This window comes from Acinetobacter gandensis, from assembly GCF_001678755.1.
GTDB lineage: Bacteria > Pseudomonadota > Gammaproteobacteria > Pseudomonadales > Moraxellaceae > Acinetobacter > Acinetobacter gandensis.
This window is the reverse complement of sequence record NZ_LZDS01000029.1, coordinates 53,465-77,815: the sequence shown is the minus strand read 5'-3', so window position 1 is coordinate 77,815 and position 24,351 is coordinate 53,465. Positions and strand designations below refer to the sequence as shown.

The 24,351-nt window shown below is 37.8% G+C and carries 18 protein-coding genes and 1 pseudogene; 10 read left to right on the top strand and 9 right to left on the bottom strand.

The genetic code is table 11. From position 1 onward, the window contains the following. Positions 1-8: 8 nt before the first annotated feature. Positions 9-4,529 (top strand): translocation/assembly module TamB domain-containing protein, encoded by a 4,521-nt coding sequence (locus tag A9J31_RS13910; protein ID WP_067767228.1) that lies wholly within the window; start codon positions 9-11, stop codon positions 4,527-4,529. Positions 4,530-4,596: 67 nt separating this feature from the next. Here A9J31_RS13910 and xseB read toward each other — a convergent pair whose 3' ends face one another. From xseB to A9J31_RS13890, 4 genes are all read right to left on the bottom strand, one after another. Next, positions 4,597-4,791 carry an exodeoxyribonuclease VII small subunit gene (gene xseB, locus A9J31_RS13905; protein WP_067767225.1) on the bottom strand — a complete coding sequence of 65 codons (195 nt, stop codon included), beginning with the start codon at positions 4,789-4,791 and terminating at the stop codon, positions 4,597-4,599. After that, positions 4,784-6,064 carry an exodeoxyribonuclease VII large subunit gene (xseA, locus tag A9J31_RS13900; protein WP_067767219.1) on the bottom strand — a complete coding sequence of 427 codons (1,281 nt, stop codon included), beginning with the start codon at positions 6,062-6,064 and terminating at the stop codon, positions 4,784-4,786. Before xseA ends, xseB begins: the two co-directional genes overlap by 8 nt. A 146-nt stretch (positions 6,065-6,210) precedes the next feature. Next, positions 6,211-7,506, bottom strand: a complete 1,296-nt coding sequence (locus A9J31_RS13895) for a Y-family DNA polymerase (protein ID WP_067767215.1) — start codon at positions 7,504-7,506, stop codon at positions 6,211-6,213. A 15-nt stretch (positions 7,507-7,521) separates the two neighbouring features. After that, on the bottom strand, positions 7,522-8,160 hold the full coding sequence (locus tag A9J31_RS13890; RefSeq protein WP_067767212.1) for a LexA family protein: 639 nt from the start codon (positions 8,158-8,160) through the stop codon (positions 7,522-7,524). A gap of 391 nt (positions 8,161-8,551) precedes the next feature. On the opposite strand from A9J31_RS13890, the gene A9J31_RS13885 reads away from it, so the two are divergent. The 6 genes and pseudogenes from A9J31_RS13885 (at position 8,552) to gltS (ending at position 16,212) form a co-directional block, all read left to right on the top strand. Continuing rightward, positions 8,552-8,911 (top strand): hypothetical protein, encoded by a 360-nt coding sequence (locus A9J31_RS13885; RefSeq protein ID WP_067767203.1) that lies wholly within the window; start codon positions 8,552-8,554, stop codon positions 8,909-8,911. A gap of 166 nt (positions 8,912-9,077) precedes the next feature. Beyond that, on the top strand, positions 9,078-9,347 hold the full coding sequence (locus tag A9J31_RS13880) for a hypothetical protein (RefSeq protein WP_067767201.1): 270 nt from the start codon (positions 9,078-9,080) through the stop codon (positions 9,345-9,347). 297 nt (positions 9,348-9,644) lie between these two features. Further along, positions 9,645-12,284 (top strand): bifunctional aconitate hydratase 2/2-methylisocitrate dehydratase, encoded by a 2,640-nt coding sequence (locus A9J31_RS13875; RefSeq protein WP_067767198.1) that lies wholly within the window; start codon positions 9,645-9,647, stop codon positions 12,282-12,284. Positions 12,285-12,365: 81 nt separating this feature from the next. Continuing rightward, entirely contained in the window at positions 12,366-14,537 is a 2,172-nt protein-coding gene (locus A9J31_RS13870; RefSeq protein WP_067767193.1) for an ATP-binding protein, read from the top strand. 105 nt (positions 14,538-14,642) lie between these two features. Next, positions 14,643-14,864 (top strand): annotated as a pseudogene (locus A9J31_RS15505) (hypothetical protein). A gap of 124 nt (positions 14,865-14,988) precedes the next feature. Continuing rightward, positions 14,989-16,212, top strand: coding sequence for a sodium/glutamate symporter (gene gltS, locus A9J31_RS13860; RefSeq protein WP_067767189.1), 1,224 nt, complete (start codon positions 14,989-14,991; stop codon positions 16,210-16,212). Positions 16,213-16,351: 139 nt separating this feature from the next. Here the strand turns inward: gltS and A9J31_RS13855 are convergent, their stop codons facing one another. Both A9J31_RS13855 and A9J31_RS13850 read right to left on the bottom strand, forming a co-directional pair. After that, the gene (locus A9J31_RS13855) at positions 16,352-16,837 is read right to left on the bottom strand and encodes an Lrp/AsnC family transcriptional regulator (RefSeq protein WP_067767188.1); all 486 of its coding nucleotides are present in this window, start codon (positions 16,835-16,837) and stop codon (positions 16,352-16,354) included. A gap of 182 nt (positions 16,838-17,019) precedes the next feature. Continuing rightward, a complete protein-coding gene (locus tag A9J31_RS13850; protein WP_067767186.1) occupies positions 17,020-17,880 on the bottom strand; it encodes an alpha/beta hydrolase family protein in 861 nt (286 codons plus the stop codon). Between the two features lie 158 nt (positions 17,881-18,038). On the opposite strand from A9J31_RS13850, the gene A9J31_RS13845 reads away from it, so the two are divergent. Next, the gene (locus tag A9J31_RS13845) at positions 18,039-18,500 is read left to right on the top strand and encodes a hypothetical protein (RefSeq protein WP_067767183.1); all 462 of its coding nucleotides are present in this window, start codon (positions 18,039-18,041) and stop codon (positions 18,498-18,500) included. 213 nt (positions 18,501-18,713) lie between these two features. Here the strand turns inward: A9J31_RS13845 and A9J31_RS13840 are convergent, their stop codons facing one another. Next, on the bottom strand, positions 18,714-18,950 hold the full coding sequence (locus A9J31_RS13840; RefSeq protein WP_067767180.1) for a hypothetical protein: 237 nt from the start codon (positions 18,948-18,950) through the stop codon (positions 18,714-18,716). A gap of 562 nt (positions 18,951-19,512) precedes the next feature. Then, a complete protein-coding gene (gene brnQ / locus A9J31_RS13835; RefSeq protein WP_067767178.1) occupies positions 19,513-20,805 on the bottom strand; it encodes a branched-chain amino acid transport system II carrier protein in 1,293 nt (430 codons plus the stop codon). Between the two features lie 348 nt (positions 20,806-21,153). On the opposite strand from brnQ, the gene map reads away from it, so the two are divergent. Then, positions 21,154-21,948 carry a type I methionyl aminopeptidase gene (map, locus tag A9J31_RS13830; RefSeq protein WP_067767175.1) on the top strand — a complete coding sequence of 265 codons (795 nt, stop codon included), beginning with the start codon at positions 21,154-21,156 and terminating at the stop codon, positions 21,946-21,948. 308 nt (positions 21,949-22,256) lie between these two features. On the opposite strand, the gene A9J31_RS13825 is transcribed toward map, so the two are convergent. Continuing rightward, entirely contained in the window at positions 22,257-23,156 is a 900-nt protein-coding gene (locus tag A9J31_RS13825; RefSeq protein WP_067767173.1) for a LysR substrate-binding domain-containing protein, read from the bottom strand. 277 nt (positions 23,157-23,433) lie between these two features. Between A9J31_RS13825 and A9J31_RS13820 the strand changes: the two genes are divergently transcribed. Then, the gene (locus A9J31_RS13820; RefSeq protein WP_067767170.1) at positions 23,434-24,345 is read left to right on the top strand and encodes a LysR family transcriptional regulator; all 912 of its coding nucleotides are present in this window, start codon (positions 23,434-23,436) and stop codon (positions 24,343-24,345) included. Positions 24,346-24,351 lie beyond the last annotated feature (6 nt).

Here is a 24,351-nt window from a genome sequence, read left to right as displayed (position 1 = left end):
GGTTTTTTATGGCTGAACACGAACAGCAGGAACAAGAAAACGAAGCGCCGGTAGAACCGCTACCGAAGAAGCGCCGTATCTTCAGAAGTGTCATGTTGACCTTCGTGTTTGTGCTTATTTTTTTGGTGGCTGCATTAGCGGTCATGTTCTCTACAGATAAAGGCAGTAAGTTTCTGCTGGATCGTGTTCTCGAGCGTCAAAAAATTATTCATTATGAATATGAGGGTGGTAATTTATTGCGCGGGATCATTCTGCGTAATGTATTGGTTACACTGAAACCTGTGGATGTCAAAATTGATCGTGCTGACATTACATTAGGTTGGCGTGCGATTATTAATAAAGAAATTCATTTGAATAGTGCTGATATCAAAAATCTGCAAATCATTACCAAAACACCGCCAAGTGATAAACCCTTTGCATTTAGTGAAATTCGACTGCCTTTTGTACTTCGTGTAGATCATGCCGATCTTGATCACATGTTGATTAAAACTCATAGTTCAGGTGTCGATTTTTACGATATAGAACTTAATGAAGCATTGTGGTCAGGTACTGAGCTGAAGTTTAAAGATACTCGTATGGATATGGGCTATTTATCTGTTCGTAATGCCTCAGGAAATATGAAATTTGAAGGCAAGTATCCTTTGGATGCTGTGGCTACTGTAAACCTACCGTCTTTACGTGAAAGCCTTAATATTCATGATATTCAGGTGGTTGCTAAAGGTTCGCTAGATACAATTCAGGCGGGGGTGGCAACACATACGCCAGATTTGCTGACTGGTTGGGCTGTGGTTCATCCGATGCGTCAACATGTTCCAATGTTTGGGGCACTCAAATTTAGAAATTACCATTTACCTTTACTCACTGATCAAAAGCTATTTGCTAAAAATGGTGTGGCAAAATTTAAGGGCGATATTGAGCGCTTAGATTTAAATCTAGATACAGACTTAAGCGGCGCCAATATTCCAGAAGGTAAATATACGGCAATTATGCATACAGACTTAGTCAATCAATTGGATATTACCAATTTGAATGGTCAAGTCATGGGTGGTGCAGTCAATGTTGGCGGCGTGGTGAGCTGGAAGGATCATGTTACTTGGGATATGCAGGGGCGTTTAGATAAAATTAATCCGAAAGACAAATTGATTCCGCAAGTGATTCAGGATTTTTTACCTGTTAGCCTCGATAGCGCGATTGCGTCAAAAGGTACACTTGAAAAAGGTATGCATCTGACTGCTTTGGTGGATTTTGATAAATATGAAACGTGGAATGTAAAACTTGATCAAAATCCTGAAAAAAATAATAAAGCTCAGCCAATGCAACTGGATGTGTCATGGAAAAATATTGACCGTGCTGTGCCTTATGTAGGTTGGTTAAGCAGTGCTTCGGGTAATGTACAATTGGCTCTAACTGAAGGTCAGCAAAATATTAATGTTGCAACTTCGGTATCGCGTCATGACAAGGGCATGCTCCCTGCTGGTCAGTACCAAGCCAAACTGAATTTGAAAAATAATAACTTGAATGTGCCTGCATTTACCTACGTGGCAAATCAAGGCAAATTATCTGGTAACGCGGTAGTGGAATTGCCAGATGAAAAACGTTTATTAAAATGGCAAGCCAATTTGCAAGCACAGCAATTTAACCCACAAAGTATTGCTGAAGCTGCGCCAGTCGATCAGGTGACTGGCTCGTTAAAAGCCAGTGGTTATGCAAAACCAAATCAGCAGATTATTCAATTAAAAGATATTAATTTGTTAGGGCGTTTAGCACAGCAAAAAGAAACTGTGCAGTTAACAGGTAATTCAACGGCAGCCTTGACTTTCCATGATGAAAAACATGGCGGTGGATTCAAGGCTTTTGCAGTGAACTATGATGGTGGTCTAAACGCGAGTCAACTTGAGGCAAGTAAAGGAAGTTTAAACTTTAAGGTTTCAGGCACACCAACGCTGATTAATATTACTGAGCTGCGTCATAATGGTATTGCAGGCAAGATTGCAGCCAACGGTAAGGTAAGCTTACAAAATGCCATAGGTTGGAATATCAATGCATCATTGGTGCATTTCAAACCCCATTATTTTGCTTCCAATGTACGTGGTGAGCTTTCTGGTAATTTAAAAACCAGTGGCGTTTGGTCAGATGCATTAAAGCGTATTCAAGTCGAACGTTTGAATTTGGCAGGGATGATTAATAACAAACCTGTACGTGGTCAAGGTAACTTGGCAATGGTGATTAATTCAAACCAATCTGGCTTTATGCCGAAGCAATTTGAAGCGAATAATTTGCTTTTGGCCTACGCCAATAACCAAATTCAAGCCTCAGGTAATGCTCAAAATCTACAACTTAAAATTAATGCTCCTGCACTTTATGAAATTTATGCGGGATTACGTGGTCGTGCATATGGTTATCTCAATGTTCAAGCGCAACCGCGACTACAAGCATCTGCCAATATTGCTGTAGACGACTTTGCATTTAATAATTTATTTAGCGTTAAGAAAATGCGTGTTCAGGGGCAGTTACCAACCTCGGCAACTACACCAAGTTTACTAACTGCAACCATGGACAATTTACGTAGTAATAACCGTGAGATTGTGAAAGGACAGATTTCACTTGCAGGTACACGTAATGCACATTTGTTAAAAATTAGTGCTGAAAATAAATTGTCACGTTTCTATGTACAGTTAGCGGGTGGCTTTAACGCACAAAATAATTGGTTAGGGCAAATCCAAAAAGGTGATTTTGACTCGTTACGGACACGTTTGGTTCAGCGTCAAAACGCTTCAATTATTTATAACACGGCACAATCAGATTTATTTGTTGGTGCACATTGTTGGATGAGTCAGCAAAGTGAATTATGTTTTGATCAGCCAATTCGTGTAAATAAAAAGCGCGGTAATGTTTCGTTTGTGACCAAAAACCTTGACCTGAATGACTTTGCTGCATTTATGCCTGAAGGTCTTGCCATCACAGGTAAGGTGAATGGTTATGCAAAAGCATCATGGGCACAAGGTGCTAAACCGAAAATTGATGCACGCTTAGTGACACGTGATGGTTTGTTAGGGCTGTCTGCGGAAGACCCTCAATATTTAGCATCGACTTTGAAATATGATGAAGTGGGTTTAATTGCAAAAAGTGTTGCGGATGGTTTACAAATTCGCCTAGACACCAAAGCACCTGATATTGGCACAGGCTATGCCAATATTATTATTGATCCGTATAAAGCCAATAAACCAATTCGTGGTGAAGTGGCTTTTAATCAGGTTCAATTAAAAATTTTAAAACCATTCATTCAAGATGTACGTTCGATGGGCGGTACATTATCTTATGCTGCTAAAATTAATGGAACATTGAGTCAGCCATTGATGGATGGTGAAATTCGAGTGAAAAACGGCTCAATCAGTATGATTTCGTTGCCTGTGAACTTGACCAATATCCAGTTGTATTCTGCAGTACAACAAAACCATGCCACAATTGATGGTGCATTTAACAGTGGTCGCGGTGTTGGTAAATTAACGGGTGATATTGACTGGAAAAATGAGCCTCGGATTCAGTTGAATTTAAGTGGTTCGGATTTGTTGGTTCGCCAAGCACCATTAATCACTGCTGTTGTTACGCCTGATTTATCATTAGATGTTTTGCCAATGAGCAAGAAACTTACACTTAAAGGTAAAGTCGATGTGCCACGCGCATTGATTTCTATGCCTGAAGCTACAGCGAGTGTTGTAGGTGTGTCTTCTGATGTACGTATTGTTAATGAAGGCGATGACCAATTGGCAATCCTGAAATCCGCTCGTCCATGGGATATTCGTGCTGATGTTCAGGTCAATATTGGTAATCAGGTAATCTTCCAAGGTTTTGATAGTCGTATTCCACTCATTGGTCGCTTGAATTTAACTCAGCGTGGCCTGGAAACAGCCATGCGTGCTAATGGTGCAATTGGTGTTTCGCAGCGTGTAAAAATTGAAGCATATGGACAAAGTCTTGATCTTAATCGTGCGATTGCACGTTTTAATGGGCCTTTGGCTAATCCTACGCTGGATATTGATGCCAATAAATCGGTGCAAGGCAGTACGGTTGGTGTACGTGTAACTGGTACGGCTTCAAGTCCTGCTATTCAAGTCTATAACGATGCAGGCTTGTCTGAGCAAGAGGCTTTAAATGCGTTAATTACAGGTCGTATTAATGAAGGTAGTTCAGGCTTGAGTCAAGCCGAAGGTTTCCGTTCTGATGTAAATAATACCATTGCTGCAGCCGGTATCAGTATGGGCTTGGGTGGTACGCGTGCTTTGACCAATCAAATTGGTCGTACTTTTGGTCTAAGTGGCCTAGCATTAGATGCACAAGGAACAGGGGATGATACTCAAGTTTCGGTGACGGGTTATATCACGCCTGACTTGTTTATTCGTTACGGTGTAGGTGTATTTACGCCAGTAAACAAATTGACTTTACGTTACCAAATGAACCAACGCTTGTACTTAGAAGCGAGTCAATCTTTAGAGCGTGCAATCGATTTATTCTACAATTGGCGTTTCTAATTTAGAAATATAAGCAATAAAAAAACGCAATCCTCGGATTGCGTTTTTTTATATTTGAGCATGTATATTAGTCTTTAAATGTGTCGTTCAATGCCTGTTGAACGGCTTCTACACGTGATTTACATGCCTTATAGGCGGTCATGGACTCTTCAACAATTTTCATTAAATTATCAATGTCTGGCTCTTGTTGAGATTCAAGCTGTTCAGCATTTCGTTTTAAGATTTCATAGCCATCTTTAAAGCTTAAAGTTTCATTAGTCATCTGTTGGCACCTGTATCTGTTGAATTTTGGCTGTGATTAAACCGTCTTGCATTTCAATTTGAATGTCTGGCGCGGTTGTTGTTGAGTCCAATTGCTGCGCACTGCGTAACGCTTTACCGTTTTGCCTTACAATGGCATAACCTTTGGATAGTACGTGTGCAGGGTTTTGTAGCAAGGTTTCACGCATTAAAACTTCAATATTTTGAGCTGCTGTTTTGAGCTGTAATTGGGCAAAATATGCAGAGTTGTCTTTAAACTGTTGAATGAGACGGGAACCATCATTGATCTGAGTTTGCGCTAATGTCTTGATGACTTGCATCAATTGATCATTTTGACTTTGATATTGCGCGATTTGATGCTGTGAATGCAGTTGAATACTTTGCAAAGCATCTAAGACCTCTTGGCTGCGCTCAACGATATGATTGCGAATACCACCTATGACTTTACTGGGTGTGTCGAAAGAGCGATGCGCAATTTCATCTAAAATTGTTCGGTCTTTTTCATGGCCAATGCCCACCCAAATGGGTACTGAACGCTTACACAGTAGGGCGGCCAAGTCATAATCATTTAAATATGCAAGATCATTAACGGCGCCACCACCACGAATAATGGCAATTAAGTCGGGTGCTGTATTGTAATCGTTGGCCCATTGTCTTAAAGCTTGAGCCAAAGCAGTTTGAATGCTCTGAGCTGCGGTATTGCCTTGGAAGGTTGCGGAGTGATAGACAAAGTTACACACCCCAGCATGTTGTAACGCATCTGCATCTTTTTTGAAGTCACCTAAACCTGCTGCATTTTCAGGAGCAATAACCAGTACTTGATTAATATCAAAGGGTGCAGGTAGTTGCTGATTTTTATGTATTAAGCCTTCAATACTGAGTTTTTCGATAATCTGTTGATAACGTCGAGCAAGATCACCCAATGTAAAACTAGAGTCGATTTCTTCAATATTGACAGAAAAACCATATTGCGGGTCAAAGCGGGCACGTACTTTTACCAAGACATTTAAGTCTCGACTGAGTTCAATGCCACTTTCACGTTCAAATTTTCCAACAACTTTGGCTGCCGTAAATTTCCAAATTGTGGCTTTGCAACTGGCGATGACTTTGTCGCTGTCTTGTTCTTTTTCAGCGAGTTCGAGGTAATAATGCCCACCTTTAATATTTAAATTACGAATTTCAGCTTTGACCCAAACCGCATCATCAAAGGCCAATTGAATGACTTCTTTGACTGCAGAGAGGTATTCGCTCAGGCTAAATTGTGCGTCGGACATAAGTTTAAATACGGGAAGATATAAATGAATATTCATTTAAATACTAAATAAATATTGAGCAAAAGCAAATGATCATTTCGGTGAATAAATTACATACACCGCTGAACCAAGAATTACTTCAACACAAACTAAGCTATAGTCTTGATTTATTTCACGCGCAAAAGTTCATTCCAATTACTTAGGTAAGCCGGTGAGCAGAGATTTTGTTTCATACGCCATGTCGATGCTTCGTTTTGAGACAAGCCTAGAGAAATAAAGTGATGACCAAATCTTTTTTGAATATCGCCAACTGTATTGGATAATTTTTCACGTGCTTGCCGCTGGCTCATATCGCAAAAAAGATCAGGTACGAAACTTTGCTTGGGAATGAGCTCCATTAACACCACACCGGCTTTTTTATATTTAAAGCCCGCTTTAAATATTTTTTCCACCGCATGTGTTGCAGCTTGGGTAATAGTCAGTAAATCATCAGTATGTTCATTTAAGGTGATGGCGGTATAAGGTGCATACTTTTCAGTATTATTGAAACGACCTGTTTGAATATAGACCCCAACCATACGACATAAAGACTGATCTTCTCTTAGGCGAGTTACTGCTCGTGAAATATATAAGCGAATAGAGGCTTTAATATCCTCGAGTTCATAGACCGGTTGACCATAAGAACGACTGCTTAAAATTTGCTGTTTGCGCGGCGTATCTTGTTCAATATCCATGCAGGAAATACCTTGTAATTCACGTACAGTTTTTTCCATTACCACACTAAATTTTTGTCGAATATTTTTCGGATGTGCTTCAATTAAATCTAAAACATGTTGAATGCCCAATTGATTTAAAGCTTTCGTATGATTGCGACCGACACCCCAAACCTCAGATACGGGTGTTTGAGAAAGCAAAAGTTCTGACGAGCAAGGATCCATATCGATTAAATTGCACACCCCATTTAAATAAGCATTTTTTTTTGCTAAATGATTGGCGATCTTTGCCTCCATTTTTGAACGTCCAATACCAACACAACAGGGCAGTCCTAACCATTTCCATACAGTTTCTTTAATCTGTTCTGCATAAGCAGTCAAATCAAATAGATCTTGATAAGCTGTTAAATCTAAAAAACATTCATCAATAGAATAAATTTCACGGTCTTCTGGGCCGACAAATAAGCCCAAAATATTCATAAAACGTCTCGACATTTCCGTATAAAGGGCATAATTACTGGATAGTACCTGTACTTGATGACGTTGAATCAGATCTTGTATTTGATAGACAGGCACGGCCATTTTGATGCCTAAATCTTTGGCTTCTTGACTACGTGATACGACACAACCATCGTTATTGGATAAAACTACGACAGGGGATTGATTGAGCTTAGGGTTAAACACACGCTCACAACTAACGTAGCAGTTATTTACGTCAACCAACGCAAATACTTTATTTTCAGCTTTCATATTTAATTCTTATTATTAAGTGTGAGATGAGCGCTTATAGAGTTGCTTTAAGTTAAAAGTCACCACGCCTTGCACAACGATAGATTCGCTATCATTGGGAATAATATGCTCATAGGCTGGATTTTCAGCCTTTAGCCAAATATCAGGCAATACTTTGTCGGCATCCCCAAAAATATTGGCGATTTCTTCTTTCGACATTTTTTCAGTCACCATTAGGCGCTTTAAGGTGATTTCACGATTATCAATTAAGGCAACCACAATGTCGCCGTGTTTGGCTTTTAGGCTGCGATCAACCAAAAAAGTATCATTAATTTCAAAACCTGCATAAAGCAAAGACTCACTGTCGACATGAGCAATAAAGGTTGCAAGCGGATTAATCACCAGTAAATCATTGAGGTCTAAAGCTTTGTCGAATACGTCCTTGTTGGCAAAAGCAGGGCCAGCAGGAATGCGCTCTAAGGCCACAGGGATTTCAAGGCGAGATTGCTTTTGAATGGCTTGAACATTTAAGGACGAATTGAAAAATGCCTGATCGGCAGACTGTTGCTCAAGTAAGGCATTAATGGTTGGACTTGGCTTTCCGTCACTTCCCATAAGCTGTTGTAGAGACGACCAAGCTTCATCCGAAAAATAAATCGGCAGTTTTTTTGACATATTTGCTCCTACGCAACGTGGCGTGTTTGAAGACAATTGATGTATTTAGAATAAGAGTTCAGCAGATGATTTTCAAATATAAAAATGTCTTTAAAAACAATAGAGCGACAACATAAGTCGTTTGAAAACAGGGCTTTATCTAAGTGATTATTTGGCTGAAATATAGTCGCATGCAAAGGTGTTTTACTGCTTGGAAGCAAGGACTACCGCGCATTTCACCGCTTGTCGTTTTATTCTAAATGAGTCATCTACATCGTGCTGATGTGCATGCTGTTCTAGATATAAATTCATTTAAAAAATGGCGAGATATGGATTAATGCGGTACAGATCGGGTAATTTAAATGACAAATCATGACCAATATTTTATATTGCCTCCTGAAAGGAGAGATTCATGAAAAAGTTGTTTGCTTTATCTGTGATTGCTGCGCTTGTGGGGTGTTCTGAAAAAGCACCATTAACCCCTGAACAGCAGTGGCAAGGCTATTGTAAGAGTGTAGGTAATGCTGCACGAACCATTATGCTAGATCGTCAAAATGCGATTGAAAAAGAAAAAGCTGTTGAACATGCTGCTAAAATTGAAGATGAGACCACTAAAAAGTTCATCATGGAAATTTTAGAAGAAGTTTACGCTTTACCTGAAGCTGAAATTAAGGCTGACGTTGAAGGTGCTCGTGAAAAAATCCGTGCAGAATTTACTGAAAAATGTATTGCGACGCCGCATACAGAAATGCCAGATTACAAACCGTTCTAAGGAACGGTTTTTTAGGCCTTCAACAACTCAATATCATCTTAATTTAATAAAATAGCCTAAGTAGATTGATTAATAAATTGTCACACTTACTAAATCATAAATATAGAAATACTTATCTTTTTAATGAATAATGAAAAATATAATCAGAAGAAAACAGGAGTATCGAATGGACGTTATTGGATATATGCATCACTCAGATCTACTCCTAGAAGATGAACAAGGCGTAGCAATTATCGGTGGTGGGAACTACGTGCTCAGCATTGGAGATAAAGTCACATTACGCCAAAAAGTAGATGAATTTTCTCAGCGTTATTTGGTCGATATCAGCTTTGCAAGTAATCAACATCAAACCACATGTCAGGACGAATGGTGTCTCAGATTTACAGGCGATCGAGCAGAACTTCAGCAATATTTATCTGCCACCACTGTACACTAAGGTGGAATATGAAACACTATTGAGATCAGGCAACATTTAGTTGCCTTTTTTTACGAACAGATTTCAGCTAAAAGTTTAAAAAGTGATTGTTAAAATATCTATAAGTGCTGATTTTGCTTAATGTATAGGCAATATGACTATCATTTATTTATAAAATAATGGGCATCACGAAGAAACACTCTAGTTGCATTAACTTTTAACTGGAATTTTAGTAAAATTTAGCAGTCCATATTATTTGCGTAGCTTTATTTAAAGCAGGAATGCGTAAATAATTTTTTAAAAAAGAGGAATAACACCGTGCTAGAAGCTTACCGCCAACACGTTGAAGAACGTGCCGCACTCGGAGTCCCACCGAAGCCACTTGACGATGCTCAAACAGCTGCATTAGTTGAATTATTAAAAAACCCACCAGCTGGCGAAGAAGCATTTTTAGTTGATTTACTAGAAAACCGTGTTCCAGCGGGTGTTGACCAAGCTGCATACGTTAAAGCTGCTTTCTTAGCTGCTTTGGCAAAAGGCGAAGCGACTTCTCCACTAGTAACTAAAGAACGTGCGGTTTACCTACTAGGTACTATGCTTGGTGGTTATAACGTTGCTCCTTTAGTTGCACTTCTTGATGATGCAGAGCTTGCTGAATTAGCTGCAGAAGCACTTAAGAAAACTCTTCTTGTATTTGATGCGTTCCACGACATTGCTGATAAAGCAAAAGCGGGTAATGCAAATGCACAAGCAGTTATGCAATCTTGGGCTGACGCTGAATGGTTCACTAGCCGTAAAGATGTTCCTGAAGAAATCAAACTTACAGTTTTCAAAGTAACTGGCGAAACTAACACTGACGACTTGTCACCTGCACAAGACGCGTGGAGCCGTCCAGACATTCCGTTACACGCGAATGCAATGCTTAAAAACGTACGTGACGGTATCAATCCAGAAGTTCCTGGCGAAGTTGGTCCACTTAACCAAATTAAAGACCTTATCGCGAAAGGCAACCAAGTTGCTTACGTAGGTGACGTTGTTGGTACTGGTTCTTCTCGTAAGTCAGCAACTAACTCTGTACTTTGGTTCTTCGGTGACGAAATTGCTCACATCCCGAACAAAAAAGACGGTGGTTACTGCTTAGGTTCTAAAATCGCTCCGATTTTCTTCAACACTATGGAAGACGCTGGTGCGTTACCTGTAGAGATTGACGTTGCGAACATGAACATGGGTGACGAAATCGTTCTTAAGATCGATCACGCTGCTGCTAAAGTAACTGCGTTCAAAGACGGCGCTCAAATCGCTGAATCTGAACTTAAAACTCCAGTTCTTCTAGACGAAGTACGTGCTGGTGGCCGTATCAACCTTATCGTTGGTCGTGGTTTAACAACTAAAGCGCGTGAAGCTCTTGGTCTTGCACCTTCAACTTTATTCCGTACTCCAGTTCAACCTGCAGCTACTGGTAAAGGCTTCACTCAAGCTCAAAAAATGGTTGGTCGCGCTTGTGGTCTTCCTGAAGGTCAAGGTGTACTTCCAGGTACTTACTGCGAACCTAAGATGACGACTGTTGGTTCTCAAGATACAACAGGTCCAATGACTCGTGACGAACTTAAAGATCTTGCTTGCCTAGGCTTCTCTGCTGACCTAGTTATGCAATCTTTCTGTCACACAGCTGCGTATCCAAAACCAGTTGACGTTCAAATGCAGCACACGCTTCCTGATTTCATCATGAACCGTGGCGGTGTTTCTCTACGTCCAGGCGATGGTATTATCCACTCTTGGTTAAACCGTATGCTTCTTCCAGATACAGTTGGTACTGGTGGTGACTCGCATACTCGTTTCCCAATCGGTATTTCATTCCCAGCGGGTTCTGGTCTTGTAGCGTTCGCTGCTGCAACTGGTGTTATGCCACTAGACATGCCTGAGTCAGTTCTTGTTAAGTTCAAAGGTAAAATGCAACCTGGTATCACTCTACGTGACCTAGTACATGCTATTCCTTACGTTGCGATCCAAGAAGGCGACTTAACTGTAGAGAAAAAAGGTAAGAAGAACATCTTCTCTGGCCGTATCCTTGAGATCGACCTTACAGAAATGGAAACTGACCTTACTGTTGAGCAAGCGTTCGAACTTTCTGACGCATCTGCTGAACGTTCTGCTGCTGGTTGTTCTATCACGCTTTCTGAAGAGAAAGTTGCTGAATACCTTAAATCAAACATTACTATGTTGAAATGGATGATTTCTGAAGGTTATGGCGATGCTCGTACTATGGCGCGCCGTGTAGAGAACATGGAAAAATGGTTGGCTAACCCATCACTTCTTAAAGCTGATGCTGACGCTGAATACACTAAAGTGTACGAAATCGACCTTTCTACAATCACTGAACCAGTTCTTTGCTGCCCGAATGACCCAGATGACGCTAAATTGCTTTCTGACGTTCAAGGCGTGAAAATTGACGAAGTATTCGTTGGTTCATGTATGACTAACATCGGTCACTTCCGTGCAGCTGGTAAACTTCTAGACAAAGTTCCTGGTGGTTCTTTATCTACTCGTCTATGGTTGGCTCCTCCAACTCGTATGGACGAACGTCAATTGATGGAAGAAGGTTTCTATAACATCTATGGTAAAGCTGGCGCTCGTACAGAAATGCCAGGTTGTTCATTATGTATGGGTAACCAAGCACGTGTAGCTCCGAACACTACTTGTGTATCGACTTCTACTCGTAACTTCCCGAACCGTTTAGGTCAAGGCGCAAACGTTTACTTAGCTTCTGCTGAGCTTGCTTCTGTTGCTGCTGTACTTGGTAAATTACCAACTCCAGCTGAGTACCAAGAATACGCAGCTCAAATTGATAGCATGTCTGCAGACATCTACCAATATTTAAGCTTCGACAAAATGAGCGACTATACAGACGCTGCTAAAGACGTTGATACGAAGAAAATTGCTGCTGCTCAATTGTCTTAATCTTAATTGATTGATAATTAAGCAATAAGCGGTATAAGATAAGGGCTGAGTAATCAGCCCTTATTTTTTTGGATAATAAAAATGAATAAAATTTTAAAAATAAATTTGCAAAATTGCTTTGGTATTGGGGAGTTGAAACATGACTTTAAGTTTTCAGCTGATAGTAATGTTCAATTAATATATGCTCCTAATGGGACAATGAAAACATCGTTCTCAAATGTATTTGATCTTTTATCTACAGATAAAACAAGTGAGATAAAAGATAGGGTATTTAAAGAAAAAGTTCCTGTTGTTGATATTCAAATAAATAATGAACCTATTGATAAAAATAGTATATTAGTTATAAATGCGAATAATAAAGATACAGTAAAATCGATAACAAAATTTATCGCAAGTAGTGATTTAAAAAGAAGATATGATGAAATTTATAATGAATTATTAGAAGAAAAAAATAGGTTTATCAAAAATTTGAAAAAACAGTCCCAGAGTAATGATTGTGAATCAGAGCTGAAATCAGTGTTTGAAGATGATGAAACAATTTTTGATTATCTTGAAAGAATAGATCCTCTGTTAAGTGGGAAGTTTGAAAGTTATAGTTTTAAGTATAATGATGTTTTTGATAAGACGAATAAGGTAAAAGTATTTATAAGTGAGAATGAATCCCTACTTGATGATTATTTTCAACGTTATAACGAACTACTTACCCAATCGAAGTTTTTTAGAAAGTCAGATAATTCTTTTGGGACTTTACAAGCTAATAATCTTCTTGATTCAGTTAAAGATAATTCTTTTTTTGATGCAGGGCATACTATAAGTTTAAGTACAAATGAAATTATTTCTTCGAAAGATACCTTTTCTGCCTTAATCAAAAATGAAATGGATAAAATTTTAAAAGATGAACAACTATTGAATACGTTTGAAAAAATTGATAACACATTATCTAAAAATCCAGCACTAAGATCTTTTAAAAGTGTTATTGAGAGAGATCATAACTTGCTTGTAAAATTAAAAGATTATGAGGAGTTTAGGAAATATATTTGGTTAAGTTATATATCAAAATTAAAGAATGAAAATAATCAAATAGTGGAATTTTATAAAATTAGAAAAAATGAGCTAAAAGCTATTATCAGTAGCGCAAATGCAGAAATTGAAAAATGGAAAGAAACAATAGAGCTATTTAATTCAAGATTTTATGTTCCATTTACAATTGGACTTGAAAATCAATCAGATATCATTCTTCAGAGTGCAGCACCAAAATTAACTTTTACTTATAAAGGAAGCAAATTAGAAGATAATAATGAAACCACCCTGTTGAATCTGTTAAGCCGAGGGGAAAGTAGAGCATATTTTATTTTAAAATTTTTGTTTGAAATTGAGTCACGTCTGAGTGATGGTCAAGAACTTATGCTCATTTTTGATGATGTTGCTGATTCTTTTGATTATAAAAATAAATATGCAATCATAGAATATATAAAAGATTTATTGGAAAAACCTAATGTAAATGCCTTAATACTTACACATAATTTTGATTTCTATAGAACAGTACATAGTAGACTGTCAATAAAAGACTGCGGTTTTATGGCAAGCAAATGTGATGAAGGAAGAATTAAGCTTTTTGAAGGTAAATATACAAAAGATGTATTTAATAATGTTTTTGTGAAGAACTATAAAAATCGAAAGAATTTTATAGGGATAATCCCTTTTGTAAGAAATTTATTTGACTACTTATCTGACAAGGAAGGAAGTGAATTTTTGACAAGCTGTTTACACATTAAATTAAATACTAGTGCAATAAAAGTTTCTGAAATTCATAATTATTTAATTAGAGTTTTGAAAAATAAATCAGAAATTACTTTAGATTTTAAAGATAAAAACTATCTTGATATGGTTTTTGAAGAAAGTAATTTAGTTGTTAATAATATTTCAGAATATTCTATTGATCTAGAAGATAAGTTGGTTTTAGCAATTGCTTGCAGATTGAAAGCTGAGATATTTATGATCTCAAAACTAGAGCCTGATGAAGTTACATCTATTAAAAAAAATCAAACGTTACAATTATATAAATTATGTGTAAATAAAGGTGTCGATAAAAATGCATTGAAATTGATTGATAAAGTCAACTTAATAACACCTGAACATATTCATGTGAATTCTTTTATGTTTGAACCTTTAGTTGATATGTCTATCAATTATTTGGTTGATTTATATAATGCTATTAGTACGCTACATGCTGATGTAACACAAGTGGCTTAAGGGGATTGGGTATATTTCCCATAAGGGATTAGTTGTACTTTACACTTTATTTATTTGAGCGTTTAATCCGCACATTGAAAAATGATTGAACAAGTTGACGTAATAATGGCAAAACAATCCCGCTTCCTCTGTATTGGTGGCTTCCTCAACGGAACCCAAGTCAAAGACCAAGGTGACAGCTTTGTCTGAGTCGAAAATGGTAAACAGGTGAATTACCATAAAAAGGAAATCTTCCATCAAGATGCTTGGGATCACGATTACTATGTCTGTGAAACGACCACAGATCAGCAAGCGCACAACTGGGTTTATGATATTCCATCACGTTAATTGCGTCTATTCAGGCTATAAATTAAACAATTGTTAGAAACAATAACTTGCATTACATTTCTGTGATTGATTTTTCATCTCTCTTTCCCAAAACTGTATGAAAATAAAGCCAATAGGGAATGTTATGAATTATGAAATCGATGCCTTTGGCACCTTGGTGATTGCAGTATTTTTTCTTTTTATTGGGCGCTATCTTGTTAGTAAAATTAGCTTCTTTAGAAACTATAACTTACCTGAGCCTGTAATCGGTGGTTTAGTCGCAGCGATTACAGCTTTTATTCTCTATAAATTTTTTAATATCAGTGCCACATTTGACTCAGAAATTCAAACCATTCTGATGCTGATGTTCTTTACCTCTGTTGGTTTAAGTGCAGACTTTACCAAGCTCAAAGAAGGTGGGAAATCACTGCTGATCTTTCTGGTCTGTGTCATTCTATTTGTAGTTGTACAAAATGCGGTTGGCATGAGTTTAGCCACAGCACTTGGGCTTGATCCATTGATTGGTCTGATTGTCGGTTCTGTTACCTTAACGGGTGGACATGGTACTGCCGGTGCTTGGGGTGAAGTGCTTGAAACTCAATATGGAATACAGGGGGCAATTGTCCTCGGAATGGCAAGTGCTACTTTTGGTTTGGTTATTGGTGGGCTTGTGGGTGGTCCGGTTGCCAAATTCTTGATTAAACGAAATCAGTTGGCAGAGACAGTAGCGCAAGAGACCAATGAACAACAACTCGATACTAGCATCAACACCGCACCCTTCGAATATCCAAAGAAAACCCGGTTGATTACAGCCAGTAATGCAGTGTCGACTTTGGGGATGTTTGCACTATGTATATTTGTTGCGAATGAAATGACAGAGATCAGTCAGGGAAGATGGTTTGAACTACCGACCTTTGTCTGGGCTTTAGGGACAGGGGTGATTGTACGTAACTTCCTAGAGCATGTACTGAAAGTCGATATTTTCGACCGTGCCATTGATGTATTCGGAAATGCGTCATTATCCCTGTATTTATCTATGGCTTTACTGTCACTGCAACTCTGGTTACTGGCCGATTTGGCAGGCCCGCTCATTACCATTTTGTTTGCGCAGACAGCGGTACTGATTTTATTTACCGCAATTGTGACCTTTAGGATTATGGGAAAAAATTACGATGCAGCCGTATTGGTAGCAGGGCATTGTGGTTTTGGTATGGGAGCAACCCCGACTGCGATTGCCAATATTCAGGCAGTTACCAATAGCTATGGTCCATCGCACAAAGCCTTTTTGATCGTACCGCTATGTGGTGCATTTTTTATTGATATTGTGAATGCTGTGGTGATTCAGAGTATCATTGCATTTTTCGGTTAAATTTTAATACGACTTCAAAATCATATAGACATTAAAAAGCCCCATGGTTAGGGGCTAGTCGTATCACTCGCGTGATACTCATATAAGGCTCATCTCATACTGCGTATATTAAAACACATTGACAAAAAAATTTCAGCATTTACTCAATCATCATCAAGTCAGCACTACTCGCCGATTTCAATTGGCGTAAAGCAAAAATAGAACGTGTATGGCGAATGCCTTTCATTGAATATAATGTTTTACGCAAAAAACGTTCATAATGTTCTGCATTTTTAACGGCAACTTTCACTAAATAATCATAATCGCCTGTCACCAAATGCGCTTCAACAACTTCTGGCATATTGGCGAGCGTTTCACTAAATTGATCAAGTATTTCATCATCATGGCGTTCTAAAGTAATTTCAATGAAAAACAGCTCGTTAATACCAATGGCTTTGGGATTGATATTTGCAGTGTAGCCATCAATGATTTTCAAATTTTCTAGGCGTTTTAAACGTGTCCAACAAGGGGAGGATGATAATCCTACACGTTCTGAAAGTTGTGCAATTGTGAGTCTTCCATCTACCCTGAGCGCAGATAAAATTAGACGATCAATTCTGTCCAAGTTGTGACGAGTTTCATTCATGCCAAAAAAGAATAAAAATGAGAAAAATAAGTTATAACACTTTTTAAGCTTGAGGATTGTTGAATATAAAGACAGTTAACATTTATCTAAAAAATTAAAAAAGAGATGAAGAGAAGATGTTAGGTGAGCGTATATGAGAAAAAGAGCCACCCAGCTGGATTACGAACTGAGTGATTTAAAACTTAAATGTGTAATTCTTTTTCAATAATTGACCATAAATTTTTATGTGATGATTTAAACATCAGCATATGTCCAATCGCTTTATGACCTGTTGCTTTTGGATTTAGTTCAATCATATCTGTTGGTGCATTGGGGTATAAACGTAGTAGATCTTTTACATTGGCTTTAGTCGCAATTTCATCATCAGTACTCCAAACCGCAGTAATTGGGCAGTTTACTTGCGCATGAAAATCCTGTTGCACAGTTTTGCCGAGTGCATTGAGGACATAACCCGGTTTACTACAAAATTGAGCCCATTCACGTGCTACGTCTTTAGGCAGGTTTTCACCCATGCCAATAGCATTGGTTGGGCCATAACCTAAGGTATAGCGTGCAATTGGAAAAATTATATTGAACATCACTGGCGCAAGTAATTTGGTGCGACCCTTTAAGTCTTTTACATGACCGGTTGAACCTGAAACGGCTACGACTTTTGCGACCTTATTATAATTTGGAACAATCCCTAAAAGCTGACCGCCAGCACTATGACCCAATATAATCACTTGTGCTGCTTGTGTTTTATTGATGAGCGTATCAATTGCTGCTGGAATATCAAGTTGACCCCATTGCACAATGCTGGCTGTAGATTGCTTCAATGGACCATGTAGTGATTCACCAATGCCACGAAAGTCAAAAACCAAAACATCATGACCTTGTTCAGTCAACCAAGTTGCATAACTATTGTAAAAGGTCTTGGTAATGCCTGTTGCTGGGCAAATCAAAATAGGTAGAGCATGTTTAGAAGTGGTTTGATGCGGATAGAAACGAGCACTTAGCTCATAACCATCGTTGCAATGTATGGAAAGATTTTCGAAAGCAGACATAATTTCTATCTATAGAAGGTGGTCAATTAAATTATAATTTACATAAGTTCCAAAAAGAAACTTGATTAAAATATGACTCTAAAGTCATGTCAGATCTGAAAATATCGATGACAATGGCTAGTAATGGGAAATTAAATTTAAAAAATAAAGAGTGATATATGGACCTAACTCAACTGACATGGGCTGTCAAAATTGCAATTATTTTTAGTGGGATATTTTTATGGGTAGGAATGCTAACGGGTGTATGGAAATACATTCAGATTCGTAATTCTGAACAATCAAGAGCACACTATTATGTTGATATTGCACATCGAAGCAGCTTGCTTTACGCACCTGCGAGTTTGATTCTTGCAGTTTTAGCATATTTTTCAATATTTTCAGCTGCACTCAATTTACTATTTGTGCTGATTAATGTCGCATTTTTTAGCTTCTCAATATTGAGCTACATATTGCATGGATTTCTAAAAGATACGACCAATCAATTTAAGACTCCGCATGTGGTGGGTAAGTGGAATTTACCGAATATATTAATGAGCTTTGCCATGATCTTACTGATTGTTGCGGAGTTAGGTGGAACATTTGGATTGCTGTTGGGTACGGCGTTGAATTTTATCCGTTAATTAATCAATTGATTGTGTATTTCGCCTAATATTATTGTTTTATAAAATTTTATAAATGGATTTGTGCGTTGAAGCTTAAGAAGTATTGAAAACGAAGAGGGGATTTTGATTGAGATCTGATGTGAAGTTTAATGTTTTTTATTTATCATTCTTTTAGTTTTTAACTAGAACTTTCTTTTTTCAAGATGGATGATGACTCATCCATCTTCTAACTTAAAATTCTGTTGTTTTACGCTTTCGATACTTATGGTCAATGACTGCCCAGAAGTAGAATGCGACCGATACAATCAGCGCGTATGCGAAGTATTCAGGTCTTAAATTTCCTTGAATTAAGCCTTGGATGAGTAACGTTAGCATCAGAGCAATAGTGGTGCTCATATACGTCACCATATTCTTATTGGCCTTCAGAGCGTTAATGAAGAATTGCTTTTTGAAATGTACTGATAACATCTCCACCCCTCCTTATTGTTGTGTACCAAAACCGATGATTTTGGTCTAGATTGATTTACTGTTGTACTTCTTATTCAGAAGTATTTCAATAGCAAATGTCATTATTTTGTCATAAAACTATGTTAGATCATCGTATAAGAATAATAGTTTTATTCATATAATAAATATCGTGTATCGTATTGTGCTGCAAAGTTGGTGAATGAAATGTTCACGATATTTATAATGATAAATAAAGCAATTAACGTACCAGATATGACCAAGTGTTTATGGCGCGAAACCAATAACTATAAGTCGATATTGTGGATATAGAATGGAGCGTATATTTCAATCTGTATGGTAAAAGTAACTGAATTTTAATAATAAAAATATTTTTTTATTCTGACATGGTGTTGTGTGATGCCATCTTATTAGGTTTGAAGCTGCTTATCACTAACTTTTAGAGGTTCTTCAGTGCTGCAGTTTGGGACAAATAAATGTCTGTTTGGGTAAAACAAGACAATTATGTGTCACATATAAAATCATCATTCGGGTAAAACTCAGATTTTAGACAAGCTATAAAAGGTTATTTTTTAACTTTGTCGAATACGGCAGCAATCACTAACACAATAAGAGATGGGATTAACCATGCTAAATTTTGTTGAGCAAGTGGAAGGTTTGCAATAAAACTTGGTAGCGCATTTTCAAAACCAGCGACTTTTAAACCATCAAAAATACCGAATATGAAAGCAATTGCAGTAACAGGCGCTACAACACGGGCAGGCTTATTCCAAAATTTTGAACAGAAGCTGAGTAGAATAACCGCAATCGCTGGTGGGTAAATTGCACTTAATACAGGTACAGACACCGCAATGAGTTTGGTTAAACCTAAGTTTGAAATGAGTAAAGAGAATCCAACTAAAATAAATACAAATATTTTGTAAGGGATTTTAGTGAGTTCAGAGAAATATTCAGCACATGCGCAAGTTAGGCCAATTGCTGTCACCATACATGCAATAAAAATCATTGCAGAGAGGAAGTAAGCGCCCATATCACCAAAGGCATGTTGTACATAAGCATGTAAAATAACGGCACCATTGGTCGCATTTGGTGCGATTTCATGACTGCCCATGCCCAGCTTAAACAAGCTGATATAAACCAGTATTAAACCAATACCTGAAATAATGCTGGCAATAACTGCGTATTTAGTTACCAGTTTGCTGTCTGTTACACCACGTGAAGTGATGGCTTTGACAATTACAATACCGAATACCAATGCACCAAGCGTATCCATAGTTAAGTAGCCATTTACAACACCTTCAGAGACAGGTGATGCAACATAGTTACCAATTGCAGGTGGGATGATACCAGCAGGGATAAAGAACGCTGAAATACCTAAGATAATTAAACCTAGGATTTTCAATGGTGAAAGGAAGTAACCTACTGTATCCAAAATTTTATTTGGATAAAGTGAAACAATGGTCACTAAAGAAAAATAAATAACACTATAAATTAATAGGCTACTTGATGAGTTGCCAAAGTATGAAGAAAAACCAATTTCATAAGAAACGGTTGCAGTACGAGGTGTAGCAAATAAAGGACCTACAGCTAAGTAGCACGCAACAGTCAGTAAAATACTGGCAGCTTTACCAAGCGGCGAACTTAAAATCTGAATCGAACCTTCTACACGCGACAAAGCAATAATCGTGATCACAGGTAGACCAACTGCAGTAATTAGGAAACCAAATGCAGCTAACCAAACATGTTCACCCGCTTGCTGAGCGACAATCGGTGGGAAAATAATATTGCCCGCACCAATAAACAGTGCGAAGGTCATAAAACCTAAGGCAACAATATCCCGAGTACGGAGACTTGTCATAAAGGGAGATGAACTTAGAAAAAAGGCAATTTTAGTGCAATTGTGTGCTTTTTTGGAGCTTAATTTATAAGTGTTATGCTAAAAATTTATAATATTTTTCATGAATATATTAAAAGTTAAAATTAGTTCTATTTATACATTTGAAAACTAATGGAAAATATTTGAAATATTAATCTTTGGGTGAAATTATCAATATTTTTATATGTTTTTTCGATTAATTGGTTGCTTTAAAAATCATCAATGTATCGCTTAAATAGATCGCTTTGAAAGGTAAAAGCATTGATGAATAAAACAAAAAAATATCTAAAAGGTCTATAATTCAGCTTATCAAAATTAGAGGATGTCCAGATGAACGCTTCCAAAATCACGATTAAAACCGAGCAAGACATTGAAAAATTACGTATTTCAGGACGACTTGCCGCACAGGTTTTAGAAATGATCGGGGAGTATGTCAAGCCTGGTGTGACGACAGAATATCTAGATGACATCTGTAATGACTATATTGTAAATACTTTGAAAGTAATTCCAGCCAATGTGGGCTATTACGGTTATACCAAAACCACCTGTATTTCACCGAATGAAGTGATATGTCATGGTATCCCGTCGAAAGATACGGTTTTGCAAGATGGCGATATTATTAATATCGACGTTGCGATCATTAAAGATGGCTACTATGGCGATACTAGTCGTATGTACTATGTTGGAACAGTTACTCCCGCTGCGAAAAAGTTAGTAGAAACCACTTATGAAGCGATGGTTGCAGGTATTCATGCGGTAAAACCGGGTGCAACATTAGGTGATGTAGGTTTTGCTATTCAAACTGTTGCGCACCGTGAAGGTTATAGTGTTGTGCGTGAATATTGTGGTCACGGTATTGGTAAGGTTTACCATGAGCAACCAAGCGTTTTACATTATGGTCAACCAGGCCAGGGTGTTATTTTGAAAAAAGGTATGGTGTTTACAATCGAACCAATGATCAATTTGGGTAAAGCGCGTACTAAAGAGTTGAAAGATGGTTGGACAGTGGTTACTGCTGACCGTTCGTTATCAGCACAATGGGAACACATGGTTGTTGTAACTGATACAGGCTTTGAATTGTTATCACCTTGGCCAGAAGGTACAGGTAGCTATCCTGCAATTTAATTATACGATCTCGAAATTCTATAATTTGACCCAAAAGGTATTGATTTGATTGAGTTTTAGACTTTAGTCTAAAGTTTGTGTGTCTAATTCACATAAATAGACAAAAACGCTAAATCAAACGCTTAGACGGTTGAATTATCTGGTGTTGAAAGTTTGATCAATTTTAATTAAGAGTTTTTAACGATTTAGCTGAACATCATTGTATCTATACAATGCGATATACAGATTCTGCTGTAGTTTCTGAACTTTTAAAAGTTTCGCTTACCCACCACGTGGGTAAGCTTTTTTTTGTCTCAAATTTGGCAATTTTAATGTTTACTGAGTTTTTCAACTAAATAATCAATAAATACACGTACGGCAGGGAGTAAGCCTCGACGTGAAGGATAAACGGCATGGAAAATTCCGTGTGCAGAACGCCATTCGGGTAGAACTCGCACTAAAGCACCTGATTTGACATGATCTGCGACTATGCTGTCGGGCAATAACACCACGCCACAGTCTTGGCAGGCTAAAGAGGCGAGCATTGAAAGATCAGAGCCCATAACGGTTGGGTTTACTTTAATTTTTTTCTGATGATGATTTGCATCACTGACCACAATGTGTTGGTCGAGATGTTCATCTGCCATGCTTAAAATTTGATGTTGGGATAAATCTTCAGGTTTTTTTAAGTCGCCAAATTGGTTGAGATAGGCTTGGCTAGCAAAAAGGTGTTGCTCGATATTTTCAAATTTACGGATAACTAGGTTTGGATCGTCGTCTAGGTTTGAACGCACACGAAGTGCTAAGTCAAAACCTTCGTTAATAATGTCAACTCGACGGTTAGTCACCATCATTTGAACTTTAATTTCAGGATAACGCTTTAAAAACTCAGGCAAATACTTGGTCATTTCATTTTGTGCAATTGACACTGGAATACTAACTTTGATCAAACCGCGGGGTTGAGTGCTCAAATGATCGACTAAATCATGTGCTGCTTGAGCAGCATTCATCATAACTTGGGCATGGCGGTAAATATTCATGCCAATGTCAGTCACTGCAAAATGGCGCGAACTACGTTGAATTAGTCGAACACCTAAACGTTCTTCTAGATTATAGACCCGTCTACTCAACTTGGATTTTGGAATATCCGTTGCACGTTCGGCAGCACTAAATCCACCATGTTCAACCACTTGAGCAAAACAATAAAAATCATCCAGATCGCTGAGCACTTATTTGTATTCCATATTTGCAACAATGTTGTTAATTAACTGGAATTGTTGCATTAAGTCAATTTTCAAATTGTTAATTTCACTGTATTTCAAAGCAAGATTTTGCAAGACTAAAGTCGGGTTAACGTCTTCGCACTTTCGCATTAGCATGACTTTAAAATAAATTTGTTGCCAACGTATTCATAATTCTAAACATTCACTTCAACTTCAGTGAAATGTATAGAGAGAAAACTCAGCATTTACGAAAAGATTTAAACCGACATTAAAGGACAATGTCATGGAATTAAGACATTTACGTTACTTTGTCGCAGTTGTAGAAGAGCAGAGTTTCACAAAGGCTGCTGAAAAACTATTTATTGCTCAACCGCCTTTAAGTCGCCAAATCCAAAATTTGGAAGAAGAACTAGGTGCACAACTGTTTGAACGAGGTAGCCGCCCTTTAAGAACCACAACGATCGGTCGTTTCTTTTATCAGCAAGCGGTCAAGTTGTTGACAAATGCGGAAGAAATTAAATTAATTACTCAACGTGCCAGTGCAACAGAGCGCACAATCAATATTGGTTATGGTGGTTCGTTGTTGTGTGGGCTATTACCACGGATTGTGTATCTCTATCGTCAGCAATACCCACATTCAAATATTAATTTAATTGAATTGAACGCTATTGATCAAATTCAGGCTTTAAAAGAAGGTCGTGTGGATGCATGCTTTAGTCGAGTCCGTGTTTCTGATCTAGCTATTAAAAGGGTTTTGCTGCGAGAAGAACCATTGATTGCGGCGGTACATTCGAGTCATCCGCTTTCTACTCAAAAAAGCATTTCTTTGAATAACTTAAAGGATGAGCAAATTTTTGTGTACCCACCAAGTGATGGCCAAAGTTATGCGACACAGATTAAATCTTTATTTTTAGAATATGGAATGGAACCTAAGCGCTTCAGTACTCAAGCAGATTTACAACAATCTTTGGGTATGGTTGCGGCAGGTGAAGGTATTTGTATCGTGCCTGAGTCAGTAAGAATCATGCAATTTAGACATGTTAATTACGTAAAGCTCTCTGATAGCGCTGCGATGAGTCCAATTTACTTGATTGTGCGTAATGATGATGAAGGTGAATTGGCACGCCCATTATTCGATTGTGTTTATCAAGTTTATGATCTTGAAGCAATTGAATATGATCGTCGGGTATTTTAATTAATT

Excerpts from the sequence above, each read along its gene's own strand:
- A9J31_RS13820 (WP_067767170.1), top strand. The coding sequence starts at position 23,434 with ATGGAATTAAGACATTTACGTTACTTTGTCGCAGTTGTAGAAGAGCAG.
- A9J31_RS13885 (WP_067767203.1), top strand. The coding sequence starts at position 8,552 with ATGAAAAAGTTGTTTGCTTTATCTGTGATTGCTGCGCTTGTGGGGTGT.
- xseB (WP_067767225.1), bottom strand. The coding sequence starts at position 4,791 with ATGACTAATGAAACTTTAAGCTTTAAAGATGGCTATGAAATCTTAAAA.
- A9J31_RS13855 (WP_067767188.1), bottom strand. The coding sequence starts at position 16,837 with ATGAATGAAACTCGTCACAACTTGGACAGAATTGATCGTCTAATTTTA.
- A9J31_RS13840 (WP_067767180.1), bottom strand. The coding sequence starts at position 18,950 with ATGTTATCAGTACATTTCAAAAAGCAATTCTTCATTAACGCTCTGAAG.
- A9J31_RS13910 (WP_067767228.1), top strand. The coding sequence starts at position 9 with ATGGCTGAACACGAACAGCAGGAACAAGAAAACGAAGCGCCGGTAGAA.
- brnQ (WP_067767178.1), bottom strand. The coding sequence starts at position 20,805 with ATGACAAGTCTCCGTACTCGGGATATTGTTGCCTTAGGTTTTATGACC.
- map (WP_067767175.1), top strand. The coding sequence starts at position 21,154 with ATGAACGCTTCCAAAATCACGATTAAAACCGAGCAAGACATTGAAAAA.
- A9J31_RS13895 (WP_067767215.1), bottom strand. The coding sequence starts at position 7,506 with ATGAAAGCTGAAAATAAAGTATTTGCGTTGGTTGACGTAAATAACTGC.
- A9J31_RS13870 (WP_067767193.1), top strand. The coding sequence starts at position 12,366 with ATGAATAAAATTTTAAAAATAAATTTGCAAAATTGCTTTGGTATTGGG.
- gltS (WP_067767189.1), top strand. The coding sequence starts at position 14,989 with ATGAATTATGAAATCGATGCCTTTGGCACCTTGGTGATTGCAGTATTT.
- A9J31_RS13845 (WP_067767183.1), top strand. The coding sequence starts at position 18,039 with ATGGACCTAACTCAACTGACATGGGCTGTCAAAATTGCAATTATTTTT.
- A9J31_RS13850 (WP_067767186.1), bottom strand. The coding sequence starts at position 17,880 with ATGTCTGCTTTCGAAAATCTTTCCATACATTGCAACGATGGTTATGAG.
- xseA (WP_067767219.1), bottom strand. The coding sequence starts at position 6,064 with ATGTCCGACGCACAATTTAGCCTGAGCGAATACCTCTCTGCAGTCAAA.
- A9J31_RS13880 (WP_067767201.1), top strand. The coding sequence starts at position 9,078 with ATGGACGTTATTGGATATATGCATCACTCAGATCTACTCCTAGAAGAT.
- A9J31_RS13890 (WP_067767212.1), bottom strand. The coding sequence starts at position 8,160 with ATGTCAAAAAAACTGCCGATTTATTTTTCGGATGAAGCTTGGTCGTCT.